Here is a 22,109-nt window from a genome sequence, read left to right as displayed (position 1 = left end):
AAGGAGTTCCCGATGACCGCCAACGCACTTCCACTCACCCCGACGAACGCCCGCGACACGAACGGCACGGGCCCACGCCGCGGTTTCATCCCCGTTCTCGGCCTCGCGGTCGGCTCCCTCAACGGAGTCCTGCTCGCCGCATCGATCCTCACGCTGTCCATAGCGGCCGGTGGCATCGACAGCGCCCGCGCCACGACCGTGCTCTCCGCCGCCGTCACGGCCGGTGGGATCGCCCAACTCGTGGGCTACCCCTTGGTCGGCCGGCTCAGCGACCGCACCGCGTCGCGATTCGGCCGCCGCAGGCCCTACCTGTTCATCGGGGCGGTCGTCATGGCCATCGGTGGCGCGCTGGAGGTCGTCGCCCGCTCGACCACGACTCTCGCGCTGGCCTACGTGACCTTGTCCATCGGCGCGGTCTGCGCCCTCGTCGCGTGCAACGCGATCGTCCCGGACCAACTGCCCGCCGAGCGGCGCGGTCCCGCGTCCGCGGCCATCGGACTCGGCGCCCCCATCGGCGCCGTGGTCGGCATCTTCCTGGCCCAACTCGGCCAGCCGGACCTCGGGCTCATGGTCCTCTACCCCACCGCCCTGGGCATCGTCTCGGCGCTCGTCCTCGCGGCGTTCATCACCGACCGGCCGATCGGCCGCGCCGAACGCCCGCGGGTCACGCTCCGGATGACGTTGACGACGTTCTGGGTCAACCCGGTCCGGCACCCCGCCTTCGGGCTCGCCTGGCTCAGCCGCTTCTGCATCTTCTTCGGCGTCTCCAGCGTCAACGGCTACCAGGCCTTCTACCTGATCACGGTCCACCACATCGATCCGGCGACCGTCGGCACGAGCGTCCTCATGGCGTCCCTGGTCGGCACGGGCACGGCCGTCCTCTTCTCACCGCTCGCCGGAAAACTCTCCGACAAGGTCGGCCGGCGCAAACCCTTCGTCATCACTTCCGCGGTGCTGTTCGCCGCCGGACTCGTCCTCACCGCACTCGCCGGCGACTTCCCCGCGTTCCTCGTCGCCGTGGCCGTCACCGGCCTGGGACAGGGCATCTACTTCGCGGTCGACTTCGCCCTGATCACCGAGGTCCTGCCCGACCCGGACAACACCGCGAAGGACCTCGGCATCATGAACCTCGCCATGTCCCTGCCGTCCTCGGTCGTCCCCGCCATCGCCCCGACCCTCCTCGCGATCGGCGCTTCGGCCGCGGCCCCGCAGAACTACACGGCCCTGTTCGGCGCGGGTGCGGTCGCCGCCGTCATCGGGGCCCTGGCCGTCATCCCCATCCGCGGGGTCCGATAGCCACCCGCACCGGCGGCGACCGGGCCTCGTATCCGCGGCGGGCCGACCGCGCCCTACCCCATCACGGCGACCGCCAGCACCACGACGAGCACACCACTGACCAGACCGGCCGCGATGAGGCGCAGCGTCGCGTAGAGGTGCGGCGGCGCCGGAGTGCGGACGCAGGAGCAGGAGCCGAGGCCGTGCTGGAGGAGGGGTGAGTCGATCCAGTACGGGGCGGACAGCTCGGCGAGGGGCTCATCGTGCAGTGCGTGGCTCATACCCGGGAAACGACTGTGCCCCGTACGCGGGCGCGTGCCCCGGCGAAACCGTTATCTCGTCGGCCCCGCACGAGTGAATCCGGATGCACTCCGTGAGCGAACGTGCCGATGTGAAGCCGTCATGGTGGACGAGTGGTGCTCGCGGAGCGGAATCGGGGTGCATGCCGTCAACCCGCCGTCGCAGGGCATCGCGCCGCCAACGGTGCCCTTCCCCGCCGCGCGTACGGCTGCTCATTCCGTCTTCTCAGGGGATCATGGTGGGGTGGAAGAGGACGCCGCTCTCAGCCCGGGTCCCGTCTTTGACTTGGAGAGTCTCCAGGCGGCGACCGTGGGGGCAGGGCTGGCCACAGGGCCCTTTCACCGGCTGAGGGAGCGCAATCAGCCGTTCGAGAAGCTGTTCGGCTTCTGGCGGGTGGGGCAGGAAGCGGGCGTCGCCCTTGCGGGGCCCGCCCTGCGGCCCGTGCTGCGTGCCCTGGATCTTGCCGGGACGGAGCAATCGACCGTCCTGGTCGATGTCCCCGGCACTGGCGCCGAAGGCGCGGCCAACCATGCGTGTGTGGTGACGTGCATCCCGGTGCGGATCTGGTGCGGGCCTGCCACGTTGATGCTGGTCGCGCGCATCACGACGCGCGCGCTCGGTGCCGGTGGTGGGGTGCGGGAAGAGGGGCACGAGTCTCCCGCGAATGCGGTCAGGCGCTACGAGGCCCTGCTGTCGGCCATCCCGCACGTGGTCTGGCTGATGGACAGGGACGGGAGCGTGTCGGCGCTGGTCGGCCGGTTCGGGCAGGGCAGCGGCGGCCTGTGGAACCCGGACGGCAACGGCTCATGGATGGACGCCGTGCATCCCAAGGACCGCGCGTGGTTCGAGTCGCAGTGGCAGGCCACCGCGAGCGGCCAGTCGCTCCTCGACGCGGAGATTCGCGTACGCGCAGCGGATGACACCGGCGGCTACCGCCACGTGAAGATCATTGCGGTGCCGGTGCTGAGGCACGGCGAGCTCTTCGAGTGGATCGGCACGGTGAGTGACGCCGAGGAGCAGTGGCACAGGCAGATGCGGGAACGGCTGCTCGCAAGGGTGGCGGCCGAGCCCGTGGCGGGTGACCTCGCGGAACTGTTCGCCGGCACGGCATCGGCCGTGGTGCCCGACCTCGTCGATGCCTTCGCCGTCTTCCAGCTCCAGAGCGGCGGCCCCACCGGGCGCGATGCCGGCTCCGGCCTCCACCTCACCAGCCGGGTACGCATCGCCCGCTCCCCGAACCTTCCGCCGATCGCTCCGCTCGCGGGCGACTTCGTTCTCGGCCCGCTGGCCGAGCAGGCGATCGAGCAGCGCCGGGCCCAGGTCATCAGGTTCCCGGCCGGCGGACCGCCCGACGGCCTGCTCTCCGGGCCGACACGGGAATGGCTGGCCCGCGCCGAGGGCACGAGCCTGACGCTGCTGCCGATCGTCGTGGACGAGCGGACGGTGGCCCTCGCTGCGGCGGCGACCTGCCAGGGCAATCCGCCACCGAGCGATGCGGACATCGAGCTCCTCCAAGAGATCCTCCACCGGGCTCAGGGCCCCGTGTCACGCACGCTCGAACTCCAGAATGTGCGTGACACCGCCCTGGCCCTCCAGCGCTCGTTCCTGACCGCTCCTCCCCAGGTCGACGGTGCGGAGCTGGCGGCGGTGTACCAGCCCGCCAGCTCCAGGGCCGAGATCGGCGGTGACTGGTACGACGCCACGGCCTGCCGCGACGGATCCCTGACCCTGACGATCGGCGACGTCGCCGGGCACGACCTGAACGCCGCCACAGCCATGGGCAAGGTCAGCAACATGCTGCGCGGCTTCGCCTACGACGACCCCACGAGCCCCGCCCGGACACTGAGCCGCCTGGACCAGGTGACACAGGGCCTCGGCACCAGTCCGTACGTCACCATCCTCCACGCGGTGCTCACGCCGACCGAGGGCGGCGGCCGGGATGCGGTCCTGTCCAACGCCGGGCATCTCCCGCCCCTGCTCATTCCGGCCGGCCACGGGGCCCCGCGCTATCTCACCGGCGTTGACGGCCCGGACCTGCCCCTGTGCGTGGCACCTGGCGCGCAGCGCGGTGAGTGGCACGAACGGCTCGGGACGGGAGACACCCTGCTGCTCTACACCGACGGCCTGGTGGAGACACCCGGGCAGGACATCGGCGACGGGCTCGACCGGCTGGCGGCCCGAGCCGCCGACCTCACCTCCCAGGAGCTGCCGCTCGCGACCCTCATCAAGGAGCTGCTCACCCTGCCGTGCGAGCGCCGCGACGACATCGCCATCATCGGCCTCCGCGTCACGGCCGACTCGCCGCCATGCACGCAGGAGCGCGAGCGCTGAGCCACAGGCACAGGTGACTTCGGACTTCAGAACCCGCTCCGACGATGACGACGTCGGTGTCGACGGCGATATCGGTGTCCGTGCTAGCCATCTTCGACCCCTGAGTGTGAAGGGACCGGTGGAGGGTTGAGTGCAGGCGCTGTGGGTGTCCGGTCGGCCGCCACGGCCCGGTCGACCAGCGCCGCGGCCACGCCCGTGTAGCCGGCCGGATCGATCAGCGCGCCGACTTCCCCGGGCGTCAACACGCCTCTCAGCTGCGGCAGTTCGGCCAGTACGTCGGCCAGCGGTCGCGCCTCGGCGGCCGCCCGCGCCGACGCACGGGTGAGCAGTTCCCTTGCCGTTTCCCTACCGAGGCGCGGCGCGAGGACGGCGCTGAAGCGCTCGGAGACGATCTGCCCGCCGGTCACCGTGAGATTGGCCCGCATCCGTTCCGGGTGGACCGTCAGCCCGCGGGCCAGCTCCACGGCGGTGTGGGCGGCGCCCCCGGCAAGCCGCAGGCACTCGCGCAGCGGCTGCCACTCGCTGTGCCACAGACCCGCGGACCGCTCGTCCTCGGTGGCCAGGCACTGGGTCAGCACCGACGCGAGAGCGGGCACTTGGAGCACGGTGGAGCGGATCAGCGTCGCGAGGACGGGGTTGCGCTTGTGCGGCATCGCCGACGACACACCACGCCCGGTGCCGCCGGGCTCGCTCACCTCACCGATCTCGGTGCGGGACAGGACCAGCACATCGGCGGCGATCTTGCCGAGCGCACCGACGGTGTGGGCGAGCGCGGCCCCGAGGTCGGCCACCGGGGTACGCAGCGCGTGCCAGGGCAGCCGGGGCACGGCGAGTCCCGTCTCACCGGCGAAGGCGACGGTCAGATCGTCGAGCACGGCCGGCACACCGCCTCCCTGTCCGGTCCCCTCGCCTCTCCCCTCCCCCGCGTACTGGAGATAGCCCGCCAGCGTCCCCGCGGCCCCGCCCAACGACACCGGCAGCGTGTCCGCGACCCGCTCCAGCCGCTCCGTCGACTCCAGGACCAGCTGTCTCCAGCCCGCTGCCTTCAGCCCGAACGTGGTCGGTACGGCGTGCAGCGCCAACGTGCGGCCCGCCATCACCGTGTCGCGGTGCGTGACCGCCAGCGCGGCCAGGGACCGGGCGGTGGTCCGCAGATCGGCGACGATCAGGCGCAACGCACGGCGTGCCACCAGCATCGCGCCCGTGTCGAACACGTCCTGGCTGGTGGAGCCGCGGTGCACGTACTCGGCCGCCTCGGGCGCCTGCTCGGCCACCACCCTGGTGAGCGCCTTGACGAGTCCCACGACGGGGTTGGCCGTCTCCCGCGCGGCGAGGGCGAGTTCGCGTACGTCTAGAAGGTCCGCCCGCGCGAGCGTCGTGATCGCCTCGGCGGCAGCTGCGGGCACGGTGCCGCAGCGGGCCTGCGCACGCACGAGGGCGGCCTCGGCGTCGAGCATGGCCTGCAGCCAGGCGCTGTCGCCGACGGCCGCCTCGACGGGGGTGCCCGCGCGGACCGGGCTGAGCAGCCCGGCGTCCAGATGCGCGCGCGAAGTCATGTCCTGCGTGGTCATGCCGTTGCCCCCGCGCTGGTGTCGGCGGCGGGCCGCGCCGTGGCCAACAGCCGCGCCTCGGTGGTGAATTGGTCCCGCTCGCCGGACTCGGAGCCGGGTTCTGGCAGCGCGAGGGCGGCCGCCGCGATGGCGTCGGAGTCCTCCAGAGTGACGGAGCCGACGCCGGGTCTGATGCCGGCCGCGGTCACCCAGTGCACGGACTCGGTGGGCACGCCGTAGGCGAACCGCCGTGGGTGCGGCAGGCCCTGGGCGTCGCGCAGTCGGTAGGGACGCTCGGTGACATCGAGCCCGCCGGTCTCGTAGCCGCTGTCCACACAGTCCTCGCCGGGGCCGCCGGGTACGCGGTACGGGCGACACTGGCCGGTGCGCAGCAACTGCCGCATCAGCGGGTCGGCGGTGCGGCGCACGTCGATGTCGGGGAGCCGACTCTCGATCATGGCCGTGGCGCGCGCCCGGACGCCGGGGACGCGAGAGGAGGTGGCGACGAAGCAGGGGCCGTCCGGGTCGGTGCTCACCTGCAGCCCGGGCCCCACGACGTCGAGGATGCCCGCCTCGATGAGCGCGGCCATCTCCTCGACGCGAGACGCGGGCGGGCCGATCGACAGATGAGCGTTGAACCGCGTGTACCAGCCGTCGAGTTCGTCGCGATGCGAGGCGGCGTCGAGGCCGCCGTGGTCGACGCCGAGACGTATCTCGTTGCGCAGGTCCCGCAGGACGTCCAGGGCGGCCTTGAGGGCGCTGCCCACGTTGCCCGCGCGGGCCTGGCGCAGGTCCTCGCCGAGGTGGTCGAGGAGCCACGCCCGGAAGTCGGCCGGGTCGGCGAAGTCCCGGGTACCGAGCGGGGCCGCGACGCGATCCCAGTCCCAGCGCTCACCGGGCGCGACACAGGCCGCGTCGAGAAGGGCATCCTCTGCGGGGCCCGGTTCGGCCCGCAGGTAACGGTCGGCGAACGCGGCCGCGGCGTCCGGGCCGTCACGGCCGGCGAGCAGGGCCTCGTAGTAGACGCTGCGCACTTCCTTGTCGATCAGTGGCCACAGGTCACGGCGGAAGTGGAGCCTGCGCTTTCCCGGGGCCCCACGCAGCGCCGTGATGTGGTCGACTGTCAGCAGCCTGGGCAGATACCGTCCGTGGGCGCCCTTCTGGTTCTCGCCGCGCGCCTGGTGGGGCACGCCGCGCCGGGACCCTGCGTACAGGCGCGGCTCGCGCCCCGAGGGGTGGTAGACGAGCCGCCCGTTCTCGCGCCGGAAGACGCCGCCGCGGGCGTGTGTGAACAGCGCCATGTAGTCGAAGAAGTTCAGGCCGAGGCCTCGCAGCAGCACGCTCTCGCCGGGTGCGACGGCTGACAGGTCGACGTCGGCGGGGTTGGCCGGGGGGATGTACGTCAGGGAGTGGTCCGCGGCGAAGGCGGTCAACTGCCGTACGGTCGTGGTCGGATGGGCGGGCACATGCCCTTGTGCGAGGACCACGGCAGACAGTCCGTTCAGCCGGGTGCCGTCCTGGAGCGTCACGGCCTGCGCTTGTGTCGCGGTGCCGTCCAGGGCGACGGCCCGCTGGGGGTGTACGCGGACCGTGACGTGGACGGGCGCGTTCGCGACAACCTGCCGGAACACCCAATTGAGGTACTGGCCGTACAGGGCTCGGGTCGAGTACGTATCGGGCCCGAGGTCGCGGGCCTCGGCGAGCGTCTCGTCGTCGTAGGGCTGCCCCGACTGCGCGGTCAGGGCGCTGGGTCCGAGGGCCTTGGCCCACTGGTGGAGACTCGGCCCCTCCTCCAGGGGCCCGGCGATCCTGACACTGGCGTCGGTGTACACCGTGACCTGGGAGGCGACGGTATTCATCAGCAGGTGGCGGGGCTGATCGGCGCGCCATACCTGGCCCGAGCCAGGCGGCCCCGGATCGACCACGTGGACGACGATCCGCTGCCGGCCCGGCGCCCTGCGTTCCTGCGCACAGATCCGTTCCAGCACGGACAGCCCGCGTGGTCCGGCGCCGACCAGGCACACTTCCATGCGTCCGCTGCTCACAAGGGCACTCCGCTCGGCAGTCGGGGACGGGTGGCTTCCCCAGCAACCATCGAACGGTACGCTCGATCAGGGCTCGGATCCCACTAGGGCCTGACTGAGTGTTTGATCCGTTGGTTGGTGTTTGGTCCCGGGCTGGGTTCCGCGCGGCGGCGCCGGGTCTGCCAGGCGATCTGGCCGGGCCATCAAGCCGCAATCTATTGCCGTGAAAGAGCGCCAATCACTCAGTCAGGCTTCAGGCGTCAGGCGTTCACCAGAAGGATTTTGCCGATGTGCTTACCCGTGTCGATGAGCCGGTGCGCCTCGGCGGCCTCGGCCATCGGCACGGTCTGGTCGACGACCAGTTGCACGGCACCGCTCTCGATCATCGGCCAGACCTCGCTCTGGACCTCGGCCACGATGGCCGCCTTCTGCTCGGCGGAGCGGGTGCGCAGGGTCGTGCCGTGCACGGCAAGCCGCTTGAACACCATGTCGGCCAGGTTGAGTTGGCCTTCCAGGCCGTCCTGCAAACCGATGACTACGAGGCGTCCGTCCGGAGCCAGGGACCGGACGTTCCGCTCGAGGTACTGGCCGCCGACCACGTCCAGGATGACGTCGTAGGGGCCGTGCTCGGTGAAGTCCTGGGTGCGGTAGTCGACCGCCACGTCGGCGCCCAACTCCTTTGCCCTGGCCGCCTTTTCCGGGCCGCCGACGGTGGTGACGACCCGGGCACCGACCGCCTTGGCGATCTGGATGGCCGCGGTGCCGACGCCACCCGCGCCGCCGTGAACGAGCAGGGTCTCCCCCTCCTTGAGGCTCGCGGTCATGACCAGGTTGGACCACACGGTGGCCACCGCCTCGGGCAGCCCGGCCGCCTCGACCAGACCGATCCCCTTGGGCACGGTGAGCAACTGCCCTGCCGGAACAGCGACCTTCTGCGCGTAGCCGCCCCCGGTCAGCAGCGCGCAGACCTCGTCCCCCACCTTCCAGCCGGTCACTCCCTCACCGACGGCGCCGATGCGGCCCGACACCTCGAGCCCCGGGTACGGGGACGCACCCGCCGGGACCGGGTACAGACCCATCCGCTGCATGACATCGGCCCGGTTCACCGCACTGGCCACCACGTCGACGACCACTTCCCCGGCAGCGGGTACGGGGTCTTCGGCATCGACCCATTGCAGGACTTCGGGCCCACCGGGCTCCTTGATCGACACTGCCTTCATGACATTCCGTTCACGTGATTGAGGGGAGGGTTCCGCGGGCGGTCGGGCGATTCGGCCCCGGCCCGCGCGACACGCACTCCAATGTTTACACCGCACACACTACGTCGCGAAGTAAGCAACGTCAACATTGGAGCCCGGGAGGCGGTCTGCGCGCAGGGCCACGGGGCCACTGCTCGCGCTCTGCGCTAGTCGCACAGTGCGCTCTTCAGCGCGTCCACGGCGAGGGTCCGCGCGACGTTGGCCGCCCGCGTGTCACGCAGGCTGTCGAGGAGCAGGAAGTCGTGGACCATGCCCGCAACCCGCACTGAGGTGACATCCACCCCGGCCTCACGGAGCTTGTTCGCGTACTGCTCGCCCTCGTCGCGCAGCACATCGGCCTCATCGGTGATGACCAGCGTCGTCGGCAGGCCCTTGAGTTCCTCCAGCGATGCCTGCAACGGCGCGGCATGCACCTCGGCGCGCTGCGCCGGGTCGGTGGTGTACGCGTCCCAGAACCACTTCATCCCGTCACGCGTGAGGTAGTAGCCCTCGGCGAACTGCAGATACGAGGGGGTGTCGAAGTCCGCGTTCGTCACCGGATACAGCAGGACCTGCGCCTTGAGGTCGATCCCACCGCGCTCCTTGTTCATCAGCGCGAACACCGCCGACATGCAGCCACCGACCGATTCACCGGTCACTGCGATCCGCGAGGTGTCCAGACCGTGCTCGGCACCGTGCTTCAGCACCCACTGGCCCACCGCGTAGTTCTGCTCGACCTGTGTCGGGTACTTGGCCTCGGGCGCCCGGTCGTACACCGGGAAGACACCTGCCGCGCCTGCGCCGACGGCGAGTTCACGGAACAGCCGGTCGTGCGTCTTGTCGTCGCCGAACACCCAGCCCGCGCCGTGGATGTAGAACACCACCGGCAACGGACCGCTCGACCCCTTCGGCCGGATGATGCGGGTACGGACCGTGCCCCATTCGCCCGCGTCCACGTCGACCCACTCCTCGTCGACGTCGGGCCTCGGCACACTCGGGTCGTTCTGCAGCCCGAGCAGGATCTCGCGCCCCTTCTCGGGTGGCACTTCGTAGATCCGCGGGTGTGGATCGGTCGCCTCGGCCAGCTCCCTCGCGGCCGGCTCCAGGTAGGGCGTGATGGGCGGCGGCAGATCAACCATGTCCACTCCTCGTGACGAGCCCCCTTAGGCATGACTCCGTCGGTCGGACCAGACGGTCGAACCCACGTGCATCGCCCCCGCATCCCATCTTCAAGCCCCGCCCACAGTCCGCAACACGGCACGAAACCGTCCGCCGGAATTGCGGTGACCGTGGGCGAAGGCCCCCTCCGCCCTAGGCCGGCGCCGTCTCGCCCTGCCCGGCCGCCTGCAACGCCGGGGCGGCAGTGAACAGCGCGGACACGGCAGCGCGGACCTGCCCGGTGACCGCCTCGGGGGTGGAGGCGTCGAGCTTGCCGTCGAGGTGCAGGAAGGCCAGTCCGTGCACGAGGGCCCACACCGTGGTCGCCAGGACACTCGCGTCCGAGCCGGGGAAGGCGTTGCGGACGATGCCCTGGACGTACTCCGAGATGACAGCCGTCGCGGCGACACGTTCCTCGCTGGTGGGGTCGCAGGGCTCGGCGAACATCGCCCGGAACAGCGCCGGGTGGTCGAGGGCGAACCGCACGTAGACGACGGCGACCGCCGCGAGGTCGTCCGGCGTCGAGGGTGCGGGGTGCGCGGCGGCCAGCTGCTCGGCGAGTTCGCGGTAGCCCTCCGCCGCCACCGCGGAGACGAGCGCGTCGCGGTCCGCGTAGTGGCGGTACGGAGCCGTCGCCGACACCCCCGCGCGGCGCGCCACCGCACGCAGCGACAGGCCGGCACTGCCGTCCTCTTCCAGCAGCTCACGCGCCGCCCGCAGGCAGGCCGCCCGGAGATCCCCGTGGTGGTACGCAGCGCCTTGCGGCATGGTCACGCTCCTCTGTGTTCGCACCGTCGACATTGTCCCTAATGTGAACGGTGCATACACCGTAAGCGATCGAACCGAAAGAGGGGAAACGAAAGAGGGGATCCCGGATGTGCGGCGAACTGTTCCCGCAGGCGGGCCGCCCCGCGACGAACCTCAGGTGACGGCGCCGCCCTTGATGACATGCCGGAGGTTGTCCTGCGGGCGGGTGAGGACGCCGATGTCGTCCAGCGGGTTTCCGTCGACGACGAGGAGATCCGCGTCGGCGCCGACGGCCAGGGTGCCGATCCGGGATTCCAGGTTGAGCAGGCGGGCTGCGGTGCTGGTGGCCGCTCGTACGATGTCGGCGGCCGGCTGGACCTCGGCGCGCAGGGTGAACTCTTCGAGTTGGGCGGTCTGCATGGGGCCGAGCAGATCGCTTCCGTAGACGAGGTTGACGCCTGCGTTGTGGGCGCGTTCGAGGGCCGCGAGGCCGCCCTCGTGGACGTCCGCGATCTTTCGGCGGGACGCCTCCGCCATGCCCAACTTCTCGCCGAACTTGGCCATTTGGTCGTAGGTGATCAGGGTGGGGACGAGGTAGGCGTCGTTCTCCAGCAGGAGGCGGATGGTCTCGTCGTCGATGAGGTTGCCGTGTTCGACGCAGCGCACACCGGCTCGTAGGGCGCGGTTGACGCCGCGGGGGTGGTAGGCGTGCACGGTCACGTACCGGTTGTGGTTCTTGGCCTCGGTGACAGCGGCGCGCATCTCTTCGTCGGTGTACTGGACTTCGGAGACCTCGTCGTGAGGTGAGGCGACACCTCCGCTGAGGAGCATCTTCAAGTGTGCCGCGCCCTTGCGGAACTCGTCGCGTGCGGCGGCCTTGACGGCGTCAACACCGTCGGCGATGCGGGAGAAGGCGGGGCGGGCCTGGCAGCAGGGCATGGTGTCGTCGCCGAGCGGGCGGAGGTCTCCGTGGCCGCCGGTCTGCGACAGCGCCTTGCCGCCGAAGATCAAGCGGGGGCCCGGGGCCAGTCCCTCCTCGATGGCTCGGGCCATTCCGTAATCGGCGCCACCGACGTCGCGGACGGTGGTGAAGCCGCGGCGCAGCATGCGGCCGGCTTCGGCGAGGGCGCGGACGGTGGCGTACCCGGGGGTCCAGGAGGCGGACTCCTGGCGGTCGAGGGTGCTCAGCAGGAGGTGGACGTGCGCGTCGACGAGTCCGGGCATGACGGTGGCGCCCGCTGCGTCGATGTGTCGGACGTCGTCGGTCGGCTCGGGCGCCCGGCCGGTGCCGGTGGCGGCGATCCGGCCGTCCGCGACCTCGACCCAGGAGGTGTCGGTGATCTCGGCGGTCTCCGGGTGCAGCAGGTGTGCGTCGGTGATGAGCAGGCGGTTCATGCGGTCCTACTTTCGATGTGCTCAAGGCTGTGTCCGGCCGTCCTCTCGCCGAACACGGTGACGACGAGGACGGCGATGGCGAGCAGGCCGACGAGGCCGAGGAACACCTTGCTGAAGCCGACCGCGCCGTACAGGTAGCCGATGGCGATGGGCGAGAGAATGGCACCGCACCGTCCGACCGCGGAGGCGGCGCCCATGCCGGTGGTGCGGATGGCGGTGGGATACAACTCCGATGTGTAGACGTAGTAGGCCGCTGCGGAGCCGTTGATGAACGCGGCGAGAAAGGCGGCGCCGACCAGGAGCAGCACCTCGCTGTCGGTGAGCGCGACCAGGAGGGCGGAGAGGGTGGCGCCGGTGGCGTAGAGGGCGATGACCCACTTGCGTTCGATGCGGTCGATCAGGGCGGCGGCCATGTAGTAGCCGGGCACTTGGGCGAGGGCGGTCACCAGTCCGTAGAGGAAGGACTTGGTGATGGCGAAGCCCTTCGCGGTGACCAGCAAGGTGGGGAGCCAGCTGGCGAAGCCGTAGTTGACACCGGTCAGGGTGAACCAGATGACCCACAGGACGAGTGTCCGGCGGGCCAGGCCGGGGCCGAAGAGGGCGGTCAGTTGGGCGAGAGTCGGCCTCTTTGGCGTGGCCGGGGTGTTTGGTGCGCTCGGTGCCGGTGGGGCGGGAGCGGTGTGAGGGCTCTGCGGTGTGGAAGCGGCACTGGGGGCGGCGCTTTCGAACCGACGGACCACCTCTTCGGCCTCGGCGAGCCGCCCACGAGCGATGAGGAAGCGCGGGGATTCCGGAAGGCTCTTGCGCCACCACAGGAGGAGCACCACGGGCAGAGCCGTGATCAGCGCGGCGATCCGCCACCCGGTCTCCGCGTGCGGGCCGATCACGACGGCCGCGACGACACCGGCCAGGATGTAGCCGAAGGAGAGGAAGCCGACCGTGCGGGCGACGAACCGGCCGCGGTAGCGGGCGGGCAGGAACTCCGAGATGTAGGGCGCGACGAGCACGCTCTCGGCGCCCACTCCGATGCCCGACAGGGCTCGCCAGACGAAGAGTTGGGTCGGGTCGGTCGAGGTGGCCATCAACAGGCTGAAGACAGAGAAGATGAGCAGCGCGAACATCATCAGGCGCCGTCGACCGAACCGGTCGGCGAGCACGCCGGCCCCGAGGGCGCCGATCAGGTAGCCGAAGTAGAGCGAGGACAGCAGCCAGCCGGCCGGTCCGGCGTCGATGCTCCACAAGGCGATGACCGCGGACAGGGCGTAGCCCATCAGCGCGCCGTCGAAGGAGTCGAAGGTGTAGCCGAGGCCGCCCTGGAACATCAGGCGGCGGTGTGCGGATGAGGGCTCAAGACGGTCGAGCCTGTGCAACAGGTCCTCGCCGTTCAGTGCCTGTGACGTCTGTGATGCCTGTGATGTCTGTGGTGCTTGTGACGGTTGGGAAGGGTTCACTGCGCCTCCACGAACGGGGTCCCGCACTCGATGCGGCGCAACGTTAGATGCACAGAGTCAATCCATGCAATGGTTGATGCATGAAGATTTCGGTACTCACCCTGCGCCCCACGCCCGGCACGGCCGGCGAACTCCTCGCCTTCTACCGCCGCCGACAGATCCTCGAAGCCTCGGGAGCTCTTGAGTCCCGCATCCTGACCAGCGAAGATGCGCAGGAGCTGGTCGTCACCGCCGTGTGGCCCGACATGGCCGCGTACGCCGCGTGGCAGCAGTCACCCCGCCGGGCCGAGCTGGCGGAGGGCATGGCACGCTTCTTCAGCTCGCCGGACGCCGTGCACAGCCAGTTGTTCGACGTCGCCCATACCGTGTCGGGCCGCCCGTGAACGGGCGTGTCCCGTGGCCGAGGAGTCGCCCGTGTCCGTGATCGAGACCTGGCTGCGCAACCAGGAGGGGTACGCGGCCCTGGGCCCGCAGGCGGAACGCGTGGTCCGGGTCCTGGTCCGCGAGCCGCACTTCGCGAGCTACGCCTCGGCCCGTGAGGTCGCCGAGCGCGCCGGGGCCAACACCTCCACCGTCGTACGCACCTGTCAGCAGCTCGGCTTCGAGGGATGGCCGGCGCTACGCGAAGGGCTGCGCGGCCTCTACCTCGACCGGCTGACCGGGACCGAAGGAGCACCGAGCCACGCGCAGGACGCCGCCGCCCGGGCACTGCACCAGGACGCCGCCAACCTGCAATCGCTGAACACCACGGAATCCGTCGAGGCGATCCGCGAGATCGCCGGGGCCATCCGCACCGCGCGTCGCACCCTGATCGTCGGCTCGGGCAGCGCCGCGGGCCCGGCCCACATCCTGGCGCACCTGGGCGCCATCATGGGCTACGACATCCAACTCGCCCTCGGCGCCCCCACCGTGCAGGCCGTGCGACTGAGCCACCTCCAGGCGGGCGACTGCGTCATCGCCATCAACATCTGGCGCCTCACCCGGGCCCTGCGCGGGCTGACCCGGCTCGCCCGCGAACAGGGTTCGACCGTCTGCGTGTTGACCGACCTGCGCTCCTCTCCCCTGGCGGAGGACGCCGACCACGTTCTCGTGACGCCGATCGAGGGGTTGCACTCCACCCCGTCGCTGACCGCGATGGTCTCGGCCGTGCAGGCCGTCGTCGCGGAACTGGGCACCTCCCCCGACCGGCTGCGGTCGGTGGGTCGCGTGGAACACGCCTGGAACGACCTGGACTTGATGGACGATCAGCCCTGACGGGCCGTGGTGTGCGGCCGGCGCCAGACGGCGCATCGGGGCGTCGATGCTGCCCCAGGCGGCGGCGAACGCCTCGTTGACGTTGACGGTCCCGGCATGGACGCGGGCGGCCACCGCACGGCCGCGGGCCCCGTTGCCGGACCAGACGCTCGCATTGAGGCCGTACGGCGAGGAGTTGGCGAGGCACCGCGGCGCGGTTGGCACATGAGGAGCGAGCGCCAGTCGAGGAAGTCGTCGCGAGCACCAGTGCCTTCGTAGTAGCTGTGCGCCCACTCCACGCCGACGCATCCATAGGTCAGCCCGCGATCCGCGCCGTATGACACATTCAGGGCGGCTGCCACCTGTTCCATCAACCGATCACAGCTGGGAGCGGCTACGTAGATCTGGCACTCATAGTCCCGATCTGCGCCGACCGGCCCGGGCGCCCTCTCCTCCATGAGTACCTCCTCCCACACCGGCGTCCGGCGCGGAAACCCGCTGCAGCCTCGCCGTTCACCACGCGGCAGCGCGAAGTCGAAAGGTCTTACGGCTCGAAAGTCACGATGGAGACGACGATGACAATGACCAGGATGGCCACTCCGGACAGAAACCCGATGACCGCACTGCGGTCGGACCGTTCCCTGTGATCCCGGTCCTGTTCCAGGTTCTCTCTGTCCTGAATTCGCTCGCGGATTTCCGCCGCGGTCGGATCGTCGGCGAGTTCATCCGTGCCGCGCTTCATCAGGCGCGCAAGATCTCGGTCTGTGAGGTTCCTCGACAGGTCAGGAACCGAATCGTCTGCCATGACACCCCCCCCGTGTCTGTTCACCTTGCGGCATCTTCGCACGAGGGGTGGGCTTTCAACCTCGTTACGGGGTAAGGGATGTTGAGGTCACAGCACCCATCCGAGGACGCGCCGAACAGCGTCCCCGCACCGGCACCAGCACCGCACTGCCCCCCCTCCCCGCGACCGTTCCCCGAACCCCCGCACCATGAAAGGATCTTGACCATGGCGGAGCAGCGCGAGCACACCTGGGACCACGAGGTCGACCTGCTGGTCCTGGGCTCCGGGGCGGGCGGGCTCGGCGCGGCGGCCGTCGGCGCCGAGGAGGGGCTTGACGTTCTCGTCCTGGAGAAGACGGAGTGGCTGGGCGGAACCACTGCCTATTCGGCCGGCACCGCCTGGATTCCCGGCCACCGTCACCAGCAGGATCCGGCCGCCGACACGGAGGCGGCGCACGAGTACCTCGACGCGCTCGTCGGTGATCGGGCGCCCCGTGCGCTGCGGGAGAGTTACCTCGCCCACGGTCCCGCCATGGTCGACTACCTGGAGAAGCGGCTCGGCGTCGGCTTCTGGCACTCCAGGACCGTCGTCGATTATCACCCCGAGATCGCCGGGTTCGGCATCGGCCGCGCCCTGGAACCCCGTACGTTCGACGGCCGCAGGCTCGGCAAGGCACGCTTCGGCCGGGTCCGCCGCCCGGTCCCGGAGTTCGCGCTGTTCCGGGGCACGCTCATGGTCCGCCGCCCCGAGGTGAACCAGCTCCTGAGCATCTTCGACGGCTCACCGCGCGGCGTCGCCACCGCCCTGCGCCTCGGGGTGCGCTGGGCGTGGGACATGCTGGGCCACCCGCGCGGCACCCGCCTCGCCATGGGCAACGCCCTGGTCGCCAACCTGTACCACCAGCTGCTGCGCCGCCGCGGCGACGTCTGGTTCACGGCCCTTACCAGTGAACTCGTCGCCGATGGCGAGGGTCGTGTCGTCGGCGCCGTCGTCTCGCACCGGGGGCGCACCGTCAGGGTCGGTGCGCGTGGGGGCGTGGTGCTGGCGGCGGGTGGCTTCTCTGCGAGTCATGAGCTGAGAGCGCGTCATTTGCCGTCTCCCACACCCCAGTTCACGCGGGCCGGCGAGGGGGCCACCGGCGACACCATCTCCCTGGCCGCCGGGGTCGGCGGGGTGCTCGGCGAGTCCCGCGACGACAACGCGCTGTGGTTCCCCAGTTCCATCGGCCGCCGCCGCGACGGCTCCACCGCCGTCTTCCCGCACATCTGGGACCGCGCCAAGCCCGGCATCGTCGCCGTGAACGCCGCCGGCCGCCGCTTCGTCGACGAGTCCGTCTCGTACCACCGCTTCACCCGCGCCATGTACGACGCGCACAAGTCCGTGCCCTCGATCCCGGCCTGGCTGGTCACGGACGCCCGCACCCTCGCCAAGTACGGACTGGGCATGGTCCATCCGCACCTGCCGAAGTCCCTGCTGCGGCGCCACATCGCGTCCGGGTATCTGCGTACGGGCCGCACCCTGCGCGAGCTCGCCGCGTCGATCGGCGTGGACCCCGAGGGCCTGGCCCGTACCGTCGACGACAGCAACCGGTACGCGGCCACCGGCGTCGACGAGGAGTTCGGCAAGGGCTCTCACCCCTTCGGCCGCCAGTACGGCGACCCGGCCCACACCCCGAACGTCAACCTCGGCCCGATCGAGAAGGGTCCCTTCTACGCCATCGCCGTCGTCCCTACGCCGCTGGCCACCGCGCTCGGCCTGCGCACCGACCCCGAGGCCCGTGTCCTCGACGCGAAGGGCGCCCCCGTCCCCGGCCTCTACGCCTGCGGCAACGACGCCCACTCGGTCATGGCCTCGGAGTACCCGGGCGCGGGCTGCCAGGTCGGTGCCGGACTCACCTTCGGCTACGTGGCGGCCCGCCACGTAGCCCGACACACCACGGGCGCCGCCGACCCGTCCGTCACAGCCCCAGATAGATCTGCCGGACCCGCGGGTCCTCGCTGAGCTCCTCCGAGGTGCCGGTCATGGCGACGGCGCCGTTCTCCATGACCAGGCAGTGGCTCGTCGCGCCGAACGTGAGCTTGGCGTTCTGTTCCACGAGGAGCATGCTCAGGCCGTCCTCACGGAGGCGGGTCAGGACGCGCAGGATGTCGCCGACGAGCTTGGGTGACAGGCCCATCGAGGGTTCGTCGAGGAGCAGGATGCGGGGTTGTGCCATGAGGGCCCGGCCGATGGCGAGCATCTGCTGTTGGCCGCCGGACAGGGCTCCGGCCAGTCGTTGGCCCATCTCCCCCAGGACCGGGAAGAGTTCGTGGACTTCGGCGAGTGTGGACCGGGTGTCGTCGTCCCAGGCGCGGGCGTACGCGCCGAGCAGCAGGTTCTTCTCCACCGTCAGGCCGGGGAACACATGGCGGCCCTCCGGTACGTAGCCGATGCCGTGCCGGACCATGTCGCGGGCCCGTACGCGGGTCAGGTCGAGGTCGCCCAGTGTGATGCGTCCACCGCCGCGCGGGACCAGGCCCATCACCGCCTTGAGCGTGGACGTCTTGCCCGCGCCGTTGGCCCCGATGATGCCGACCGACGCGCCCGGCTCGACGCTGAAGCCGATGGAGCTGACCGCGCGGACGCCTCCGTAGTGGACGGACAGGTCGTCCACGGTGAGTGTCGCGGCGGACGGGGCGGCGGGCGTGCGGGGGCGTGGAGCGGGGATCAGCTTCACCGGGTCGGCTCCTTCGGCAGCGGCAGCGGTGGTGTGGGCGCCGGAAGCGGGACGTCGTGGGCCATCGCCGAGTCACCGAGGTACGCCTCGATCACCTCGGGCGACGCGACCACCTCGGCCGGTGTGCCCTCGGCGATGACACCGCCGCTGGACAGGACGGTGACGCGCTCGCACAGCGACATGACCAGGCCCATGTTGTGCTCGATGAGGACGACCGTGGTGCCGCTGTCGCGGATGGAGCGCACGATGTCCGCGAGTTGGCGGACTTCGTCCCCGTTGAGGCCCGCGGCCGGTTCGTCCAGCAGGAGGAGGCGCGGGCGGGCGCCCATGGCGCGGGCGATCTCGATGCGGCGCTGGATGCCGTACGGGAGGGAGCCCGGCGCGGAGCGTGCGAAGTCGGTGAGGCCGAAGCGGTCCAGGAGTTCGGCGGCCTCCTGGCGCAGCCGACGTTCCCGCCGGGCCACTCCCGGCTGCCACAGCGCGTACTGCCAGATCGTGCGGGTGCGGGACCTGTCGAGAGCGACGAGGATGTTCTCACGGACCGTCAACTGGCCGAACAGGCGCAGGTTCTGGAAGGTGCGCGCCACACCGAGGAGCGACAACGCGTAGGGGCGGGTGGTCGTGGTGTCGCGGCCCGCGAAGGCGACCGTTCCCGAACTCGCCCGGTAGAAGCCGGTGATGACGTTGAAGAGGGTGGTCTTTCCGGAGCCGTTCGGGCCGACGATGCCGCGGATCTCACCGGGGCGCACCGTGAGGGAGACGTCGTCCAACGCCCGTAGACCGCGGAAGTCCTTGGTGACCGAGCGGATGTCCAGGAGGGCCCCCTCGGCGGCATCGTCGGGCGTGGGCACCACTTCGTACGGCTGGAAGGGGCGCAGTACCGCGCGGTCCTCGCTCCTCCCCCGCCGCCTGTTCGTGAACTCCCTTATACGGGAGGGGATTCCGGCCAGGCCCGTCGGTGCGAAGACGACCATCAGGACGACCACGACGCCGTAGCCGAGCTGCGCGTACGTCGAGAAGTCGGAGAGCCACTCGCGGATGAGAGTGAGGCCGACCGCCCCGACCACGCAGCCGACGAGGGAGCGGCGGCCGCCGATGATGACCATGGCGAGCAGGATGAACATGTTGGCGATGGAGAACGTCTCCGGGGCCACGTAACGGATGAGCCCCGCGTACAGCACCCCTGCCAGGCCTCCGTAGAAGCTGGCGAGGAGGAAGGCCGTCATGCGCAGCAGCGGGATCTCCGCGCCCATCGCGCCCGCGGCCAACGGGTCGTCGCGCATCGCGCGCAGCCGACGGCCCAGCGACGTACGGACGACCAAGAGTCCGAAGCCGAGTCCGAGGGCGCAGATCACCAACTCCAGGTAGTAATAGAGGTATTCGCTGGAGAGGTCGATGCCGGGCAGGGTCGGCTGCGGGATGCCGGAGATGCCGTCGGCGCCGCCGGTGATGGACGCGTTGGTGATCCAGTTGATGAAGCCGAGGGCCAGGCCGAGCGTGACGATGCCCAGGTAGTGGGACTGCATGCGCAGCGCGGGGATGCCGACGAGCAGGCCCGCGGCGACCGTGGCAAGCAGGGCGAGCACCGCCGCAAGCCAGAAGCCGTACCCGGAGTGGGTGGTGAGGATCGCCACCGCGTACGCGCCGACGCCGAAGAAGGCGACCTGGGCGAGGTTGATCTGCCCGGAGATGCCCATGGCCAGGCCCATGCCGATGGCCAACAGGGCATAGATGAGGGCGATGTTGACGATGTGGATGGCGTAGCCGCCGAGGCCGTACGGCAGCAGCCAGCCGGCCACCGCGAGTACGCCGAGGCCCCCGAGTCGATAGCGGCGGGTCATGCGCGGCTCACCGTCCTCTCCCCGAAGACACCCATCGGGCGGATCATGATGGCGACGGTGAAGACCAGGAAGGTCACGAGCACCGAGTAGCCCTGAAAGTGTCCGGCGGCGTAGGAGTCGAGGACGCCGATGGCGAGGCCGCCGACGACGGCGCCGGGGATGGAGCCGAAGCCGCCGAGCATGGCCGCGGCGAAGCCCTTGATGCCGAGCGCGCCGCCGAGCGAGGCGTCGACGTAGAGCATGGGTCCGACGAGCCCGCCGGCGAGCGCGGCGAGCCCCGCGCCGATGCTGAAGGCGAGGGCGTTGCTGCGGCCGACGTTGATGCCGACGGCGGTGGCCGCCTCGTGGTCCATGGCGACGGCCTGCATGGCGGCGCCGCGCTTGGTGCGGGCGAGGAACCAGGCGAGGCCGGTCACGGCGAGCGCGGCGACGGCCATGACCACCAGGTCGTAGGTGCGTACCCGGACGCCGAAGAGTTCCAGCGGGGCGGACGGCACGGGCGAGGGGACTGCCCGTCCCGTGGTGCCCCAGATCAGGATGGCGACGGCCTGGAGGACGATGCCGAAGCCGATCGTGCCGATCAGCATCAGGTCGAAGTCCTTGTTCTCCAGCGGGCGCAGCACGCGCTCGATGACGAGACCGATGGCTCCGGTGACGACGATCGCCACGATCATGGCGACGGCAAACGGCAGTTTGGAGGTGAGGTAGAAGGTCGACGCGGCGTAGGCGCCGATCATCGCGATGTCGGCGTGGGCGAAGTTGACGAGCCCCATGGTCCGGTAGACGAGCGAGAAGCCCATGGCCACCAGGGCGTAGACGGCGCCGAGGCTGAGTCCGCCGACGAGTGTCTGCAGTGTCTCTTGCATGTCTGCTCAGCTCCCCCGGGTCACTGCTGCGGGACGAGCTTGCCGGCGCGGATGACACCGATGGTGGTCTTGGTGATGCCGACCCCGTCCTCGCCGAACTCGAAGTCGCCGAGCAGCCCGTCGTAGCGGGTGTCACGGATGGCGTCGGCGAGCTTCTGGCCGGTGGCGGCCTTGCTGGTCTTCAGCGCGGTCAGCAGGATGTTCGTCCCGTCGTAGGCCTTCGCGCCGTGCAGCTCGGCGGCCTTGTTGTACTTGGCCTGGTAGGCGGCGGCGAACTTCTTCGACGCGGCGCTGACGTCGTTGCTCAGGTACGGCGAGCTGACGATGGTGTCCTCGACGGCGGCCTTGCCCGCGGTGTCGATGAAGACCGGCGTGCCCTGCGGCGCGGCGCCCGCGAAGGGCGCGGTGATGCCCAGGTCCCGCGCCTGCTTGACGATCAGGCCGGCCTCGACCTCCTCCGAGCCGATGAACACGACGTCGGGCTTCTTCGCGCGGATCTTGGTGAGGGCGCTGCTGAAGTCCTTCTGGTCGGTGGTGACCACCTGGTCGGTGACCGGGGTGACACCGAGGTCCTTGGCCGCCTTGAGGAACGCGTCGTGCTCGCCCTTGCCGAAGGAGCCATTGTTGGAGATCATCGCGATCTTCTTGTGGCCCTTGTCCTTGACGAGGTACTCGGCGAGCGTCGCGTCGTACGTCGTCGAGGTGGGCCCGTTGAGGAAGAGGTACGGGCTTCCGACGTCGACCAGGGCGTCGGCCTGCCCCGAGGTGATGTTGGGGATCTTGGCCTGCTGGAGGATGGGCGCCATGGCCACGGTCACCGCGCTCTCCGCCGTGCCGATCATCGCGACGTAGCCCTGACTGTCCAGCTTCCGGGCGATGTTGGTGCCGGTGGTCGGGTCGCCCTGGTCGTCGAAGAGCTTCACCTGGATCTTCCGGCCGTCGACGCCACCCTTCTTGTTCCACTCGTCGATGGCGAGCTTGGCCCCTTTGTACTCCCAGTCGCCGAGCGAACTGAGCTGTCCGCTCTGCGCGTTGACGACGGCGATCTTGATCGGGCCCGACGAGTCCTTGTCGGAGTCGCCGGATTCGCCGGGCGCACTGCACGCGGTGAGGGCGGCGGCCAGCGCGGCGGCCGTGCAGACGGCTGTGCGGGTGGTGCGGATCATGAGGTCACCTCGTTGTGGCGGGGACGGGGGCAGG

18 protein-coding genes and 1 pseudogene are annotated in these 22,109 nt (G+C 70.4%); 5 read left to right on the top strand and 14 right to left on the bottom strand.

Features of this window, described 5'->3' with window-relative positions:
- The first annotated feature begins 12 nt into the window (after window positions 1-12).
- Complete coding sequence (locus ACYSUO_RS08355; RefSeq protein ID WP_461775397.1) at window positions 13-1,296, top strand: MFS transporter; 1,284 nt, start codon at window positions 13-15, stop codon at window positions 1,294-1,296.
- A gap of 53 nt (window positions 1,297-1,349) precedes the next feature.
- On the opposite strand, the gene ACYSUO_RS08350 is transcribed toward ACYSUO_RS08355, so the two are convergent.
- Window positions 1,350-1,556: a hypothetical protein gene (locus tag ACYSUO_RS08350; protein ID WP_461775396.1), complete on the bottom strand. Its 207-nt coding sequence runs from the start codon at window positions 1,554-1,556 to the stop codon at window positions 1,350-1,352.
- Window positions 1,557-1,860: 304 nt separating this feature from the next.
- On the opposite strand from ACYSUO_RS08350, the gene ACYSUO_RS08345 reads away from it, so the two are divergent.
- Complete coding sequence (locus ACYSUO_RS08345) at window positions 1,861-3,906, top strand: SpoIIE family protein phosphatase (protein WP_461775395.1); 2,046 nt, start codon at window positions 1,861-1,863, stop codon at window positions 3,904-3,906.
- A gap of 83 nt (window positions 3,907-3,989) precedes the next feature.
- Here the strand turns inward: ACYSUO_RS08345 and ACYSUO_RS08340 are convergent, their stop codons facing one another.
- The 7 genes from ACYSUO_RS08340 to ACYSUO_RS08310 all read right to left on the bottom strand — a co-directional run bounded on the left by ACYSUO_RS08340 (window position 3,990) and on the right by ACYSUO_RS08310 (window position 13,388).
- Complete coding sequence (locus tag ACYSUO_RS08340) at window positions 3,990-5,477, bottom strand: nitrosuccinate lyase (RefSeq protein ID WP_461775394.1); 1,488 nt, start codon at window positions 5,475-5,477, stop codon at window positions 3,990-3,992.
- Window positions 5,474-7,501, bottom strand: a complete 2,028-nt coding sequence (locus tag ACYSUO_RS08335) for an FAD/NAD(P)-binding protein (RefSeq protein ID WP_461775393.1) — start codon at window positions 7,499-7,501, stop codon at window positions 5,474-5,476. The genes ACYSUO_RS08340 and ACYSUO_RS08335 overlap by 4 nt, the downstream gene beginning before the upstream one ends.
- 239 nt (window positions 7,502-7,740) lie before the next feature.
- Window positions 7,741-8,700 carry an NAD(P)H-quinone oxidoreductase gene (locus ACYSUO_RS08330; protein ID WP_461775392.1) on the bottom strand — a complete coding sequence of 320 codons (960 nt, stop codon included), beginning with the start codon at window positions 8,698-8,700 and terminating at the stop codon, window positions 7,741-7,743.
- A 185-nt stretch (window positions 8,701-8,885) separates the two neighbouring features.
- Complete coding sequence (locus tag ACYSUO_RS08325) at window positions 8,886-9,857, bottom strand: alpha/beta hydrolase (RefSeq protein WP_461775391.1); 972 nt, start codon at window positions 9,855-9,857, stop codon at window positions 8,886-8,888.
- A gap of 172 nt (window positions 9,858-10,029) precedes the next feature.
- On the bottom strand, window positions 10,030-10,644 hold the full coding sequence (locus ACYSUO_RS08320) for a TetR/AcrR family transcriptional regulator (protein ID WP_461775390.1): 615 nt from the start codon (window positions 10,642-10,644) through the stop codon (window positions 10,030-10,032).
- A gap of 153 nt (window positions 10,645-10,797) precedes the next feature.
- Window positions 10,798-12,018 (bottom strand): metal-dependent hydrolase family protein, encoded by a 1,221-nt coding sequence (locus tag ACYSUO_RS08315; protein ID WP_461775389.1) that lies wholly within the window; start codon window positions 12,016-12,018, stop codon window positions 10,798-10,800.
- Window positions 12,015-13,388, bottom strand: coding sequence for an MFS transporter (locus ACYSUO_RS08310; protein ID WP_461775388.1), 1,374 nt, complete (start codon window positions 13,386-13,388; stop codon window positions 12,015-12,017). The genes ACYSUO_RS08315 and ACYSUO_RS08310 overlap by 4 nt, the downstream gene beginning before the upstream one ends.
- Window positions 13,389-13,549: 161 nt before the next feature.
- Between ACYSUO_RS08310 and ACYSUO_RS08305 the strand changes: the two genes are divergently transcribed.
- Window positions 13,550-13,852: a putative quinol monooxygenase gene (locus ACYSUO_RS08305; protein ID WP_461775387.1), complete on the top strand. Its 303-nt coding sequence runs from the start codon at window positions 13,550-13,552 to the stop codon at window positions 13,850-13,852.
- 13 nt (window positions 13,853-13,865) lie between these two features.
- Entirely contained in the window at window positions 13,866-14,723 is an 858-nt protein-coding gene (locus tag ACYSUO_RS08300) for a MurR/RpiR family transcriptional regulator (RefSeq protein WP_461775386.1), read from the top strand.
- On the opposite strand, the pseudogene ACYSUO_RS08295 reads toward ACYSUO_RS08300, so the two are convergent.
- A pseudogene (locus ACYSUO_RS08295) lies at window positions 14,712-14,906 on the bottom strand (aldehyde dehydrogenase family protein); the annotation flags it as partial. The gene ACYSUO_RS08300 and the pseudogene ACYSUO_RS08295 sit on opposite strands and share 12 nt — an antisense overlap.
- Window positions 14,907-15,246: 340 nt before the next feature.
- Window positions 15,247-15,507, bottom strand: a complete 261-nt coding sequence (locus ACYSUO_RS08290; RefSeq protein WP_461775385.1) for a hypothetical protein — start codon at window positions 15,505-15,507, stop codon at window positions 15,247-15,249.
- A gap of 204 nt (window positions 15,508-15,711) precedes the next feature.
- Here ACYSUO_RS08290 and ACYSUO_RS08285 point away from each other — a divergent pair, with 204 nt between their 5' ends.
- Window positions 15,712-17,487, top strand: coding sequence for an FAD-binding protein (locus ACYSUO_RS08285; RefSeq protein WP_461775384.1), 1,776 nt, complete (start codon window positions 15,712-15,714; stop codon window positions 17,485-17,487).
- Here the strand turns inward: ACYSUO_RS08285 and ACYSUO_RS08280 are convergent.
- From ACYSUO_RS08280 to ACYSUO_RS08265, 4 genes are read right to left on the bottom strand one after another with little or no spacing between them, the layout of a single operon-like run.
- Window positions 17,444-18,202: an ABC transporter ATP-binding protein gene (locus ACYSUO_RS08280; protein ID WP_461775383.1), complete on the bottom strand. Its 759-nt coding sequence runs from the start codon at window positions 18,200-18,202 to the stop codon at window positions 17,444-17,446. The two genes, ACYSUO_RS08285 and ACYSUO_RS08280, sit on opposite strands and share 44 nt — an antisense overlap.
- Entirely contained in the window at window positions 18,199-20,043 is a 1,845-nt protein-coding gene (locus tag ACYSUO_RS08275) for a branched-chain amino acid ABC transporter ATP-binding protein/permease (RefSeq protein ID WP_461775382.1), read from the bottom strand. The genes ACYSUO_RS08280 and ACYSUO_RS08275 overlap by 4 nt, the downstream gene beginning before the upstream one ends.
- A complete protein-coding gene (locus tag ACYSUO_RS08270) occupies window positions 20,040-20,909 on the bottom strand; it encodes a branched-chain amino acid ABC transporter permease (RefSeq protein ID WP_266717104.1) in 870 nt (289 codons plus the stop codon). Before ACYSUO_RS08270 ends, ACYSUO_RS08275 begins: the two co-directional genes overlap by 4 nt.
- Window positions 20,910-20,929: 20 nt before the next feature.
- Window positions 20,930-22,075, bottom strand: a complete 1,146-nt coding sequence (locus ACYSUO_RS08265) for an ABC transporter substrate-binding protein (RefSeq protein ID WP_461775381.1) — start codon at window positions 22,073-22,075, stop codon at window positions 20,930-20,932.
- Between the last annotated feature and the right edge of the window lie 34 nt (window positions 22,076-22,109).

Source organism: Streptomyces sp. UC4497, from assembly GCF_054871485.1.
This window is presented reverse-complemented; position numbering and strand designations above follow the sequence as displayed.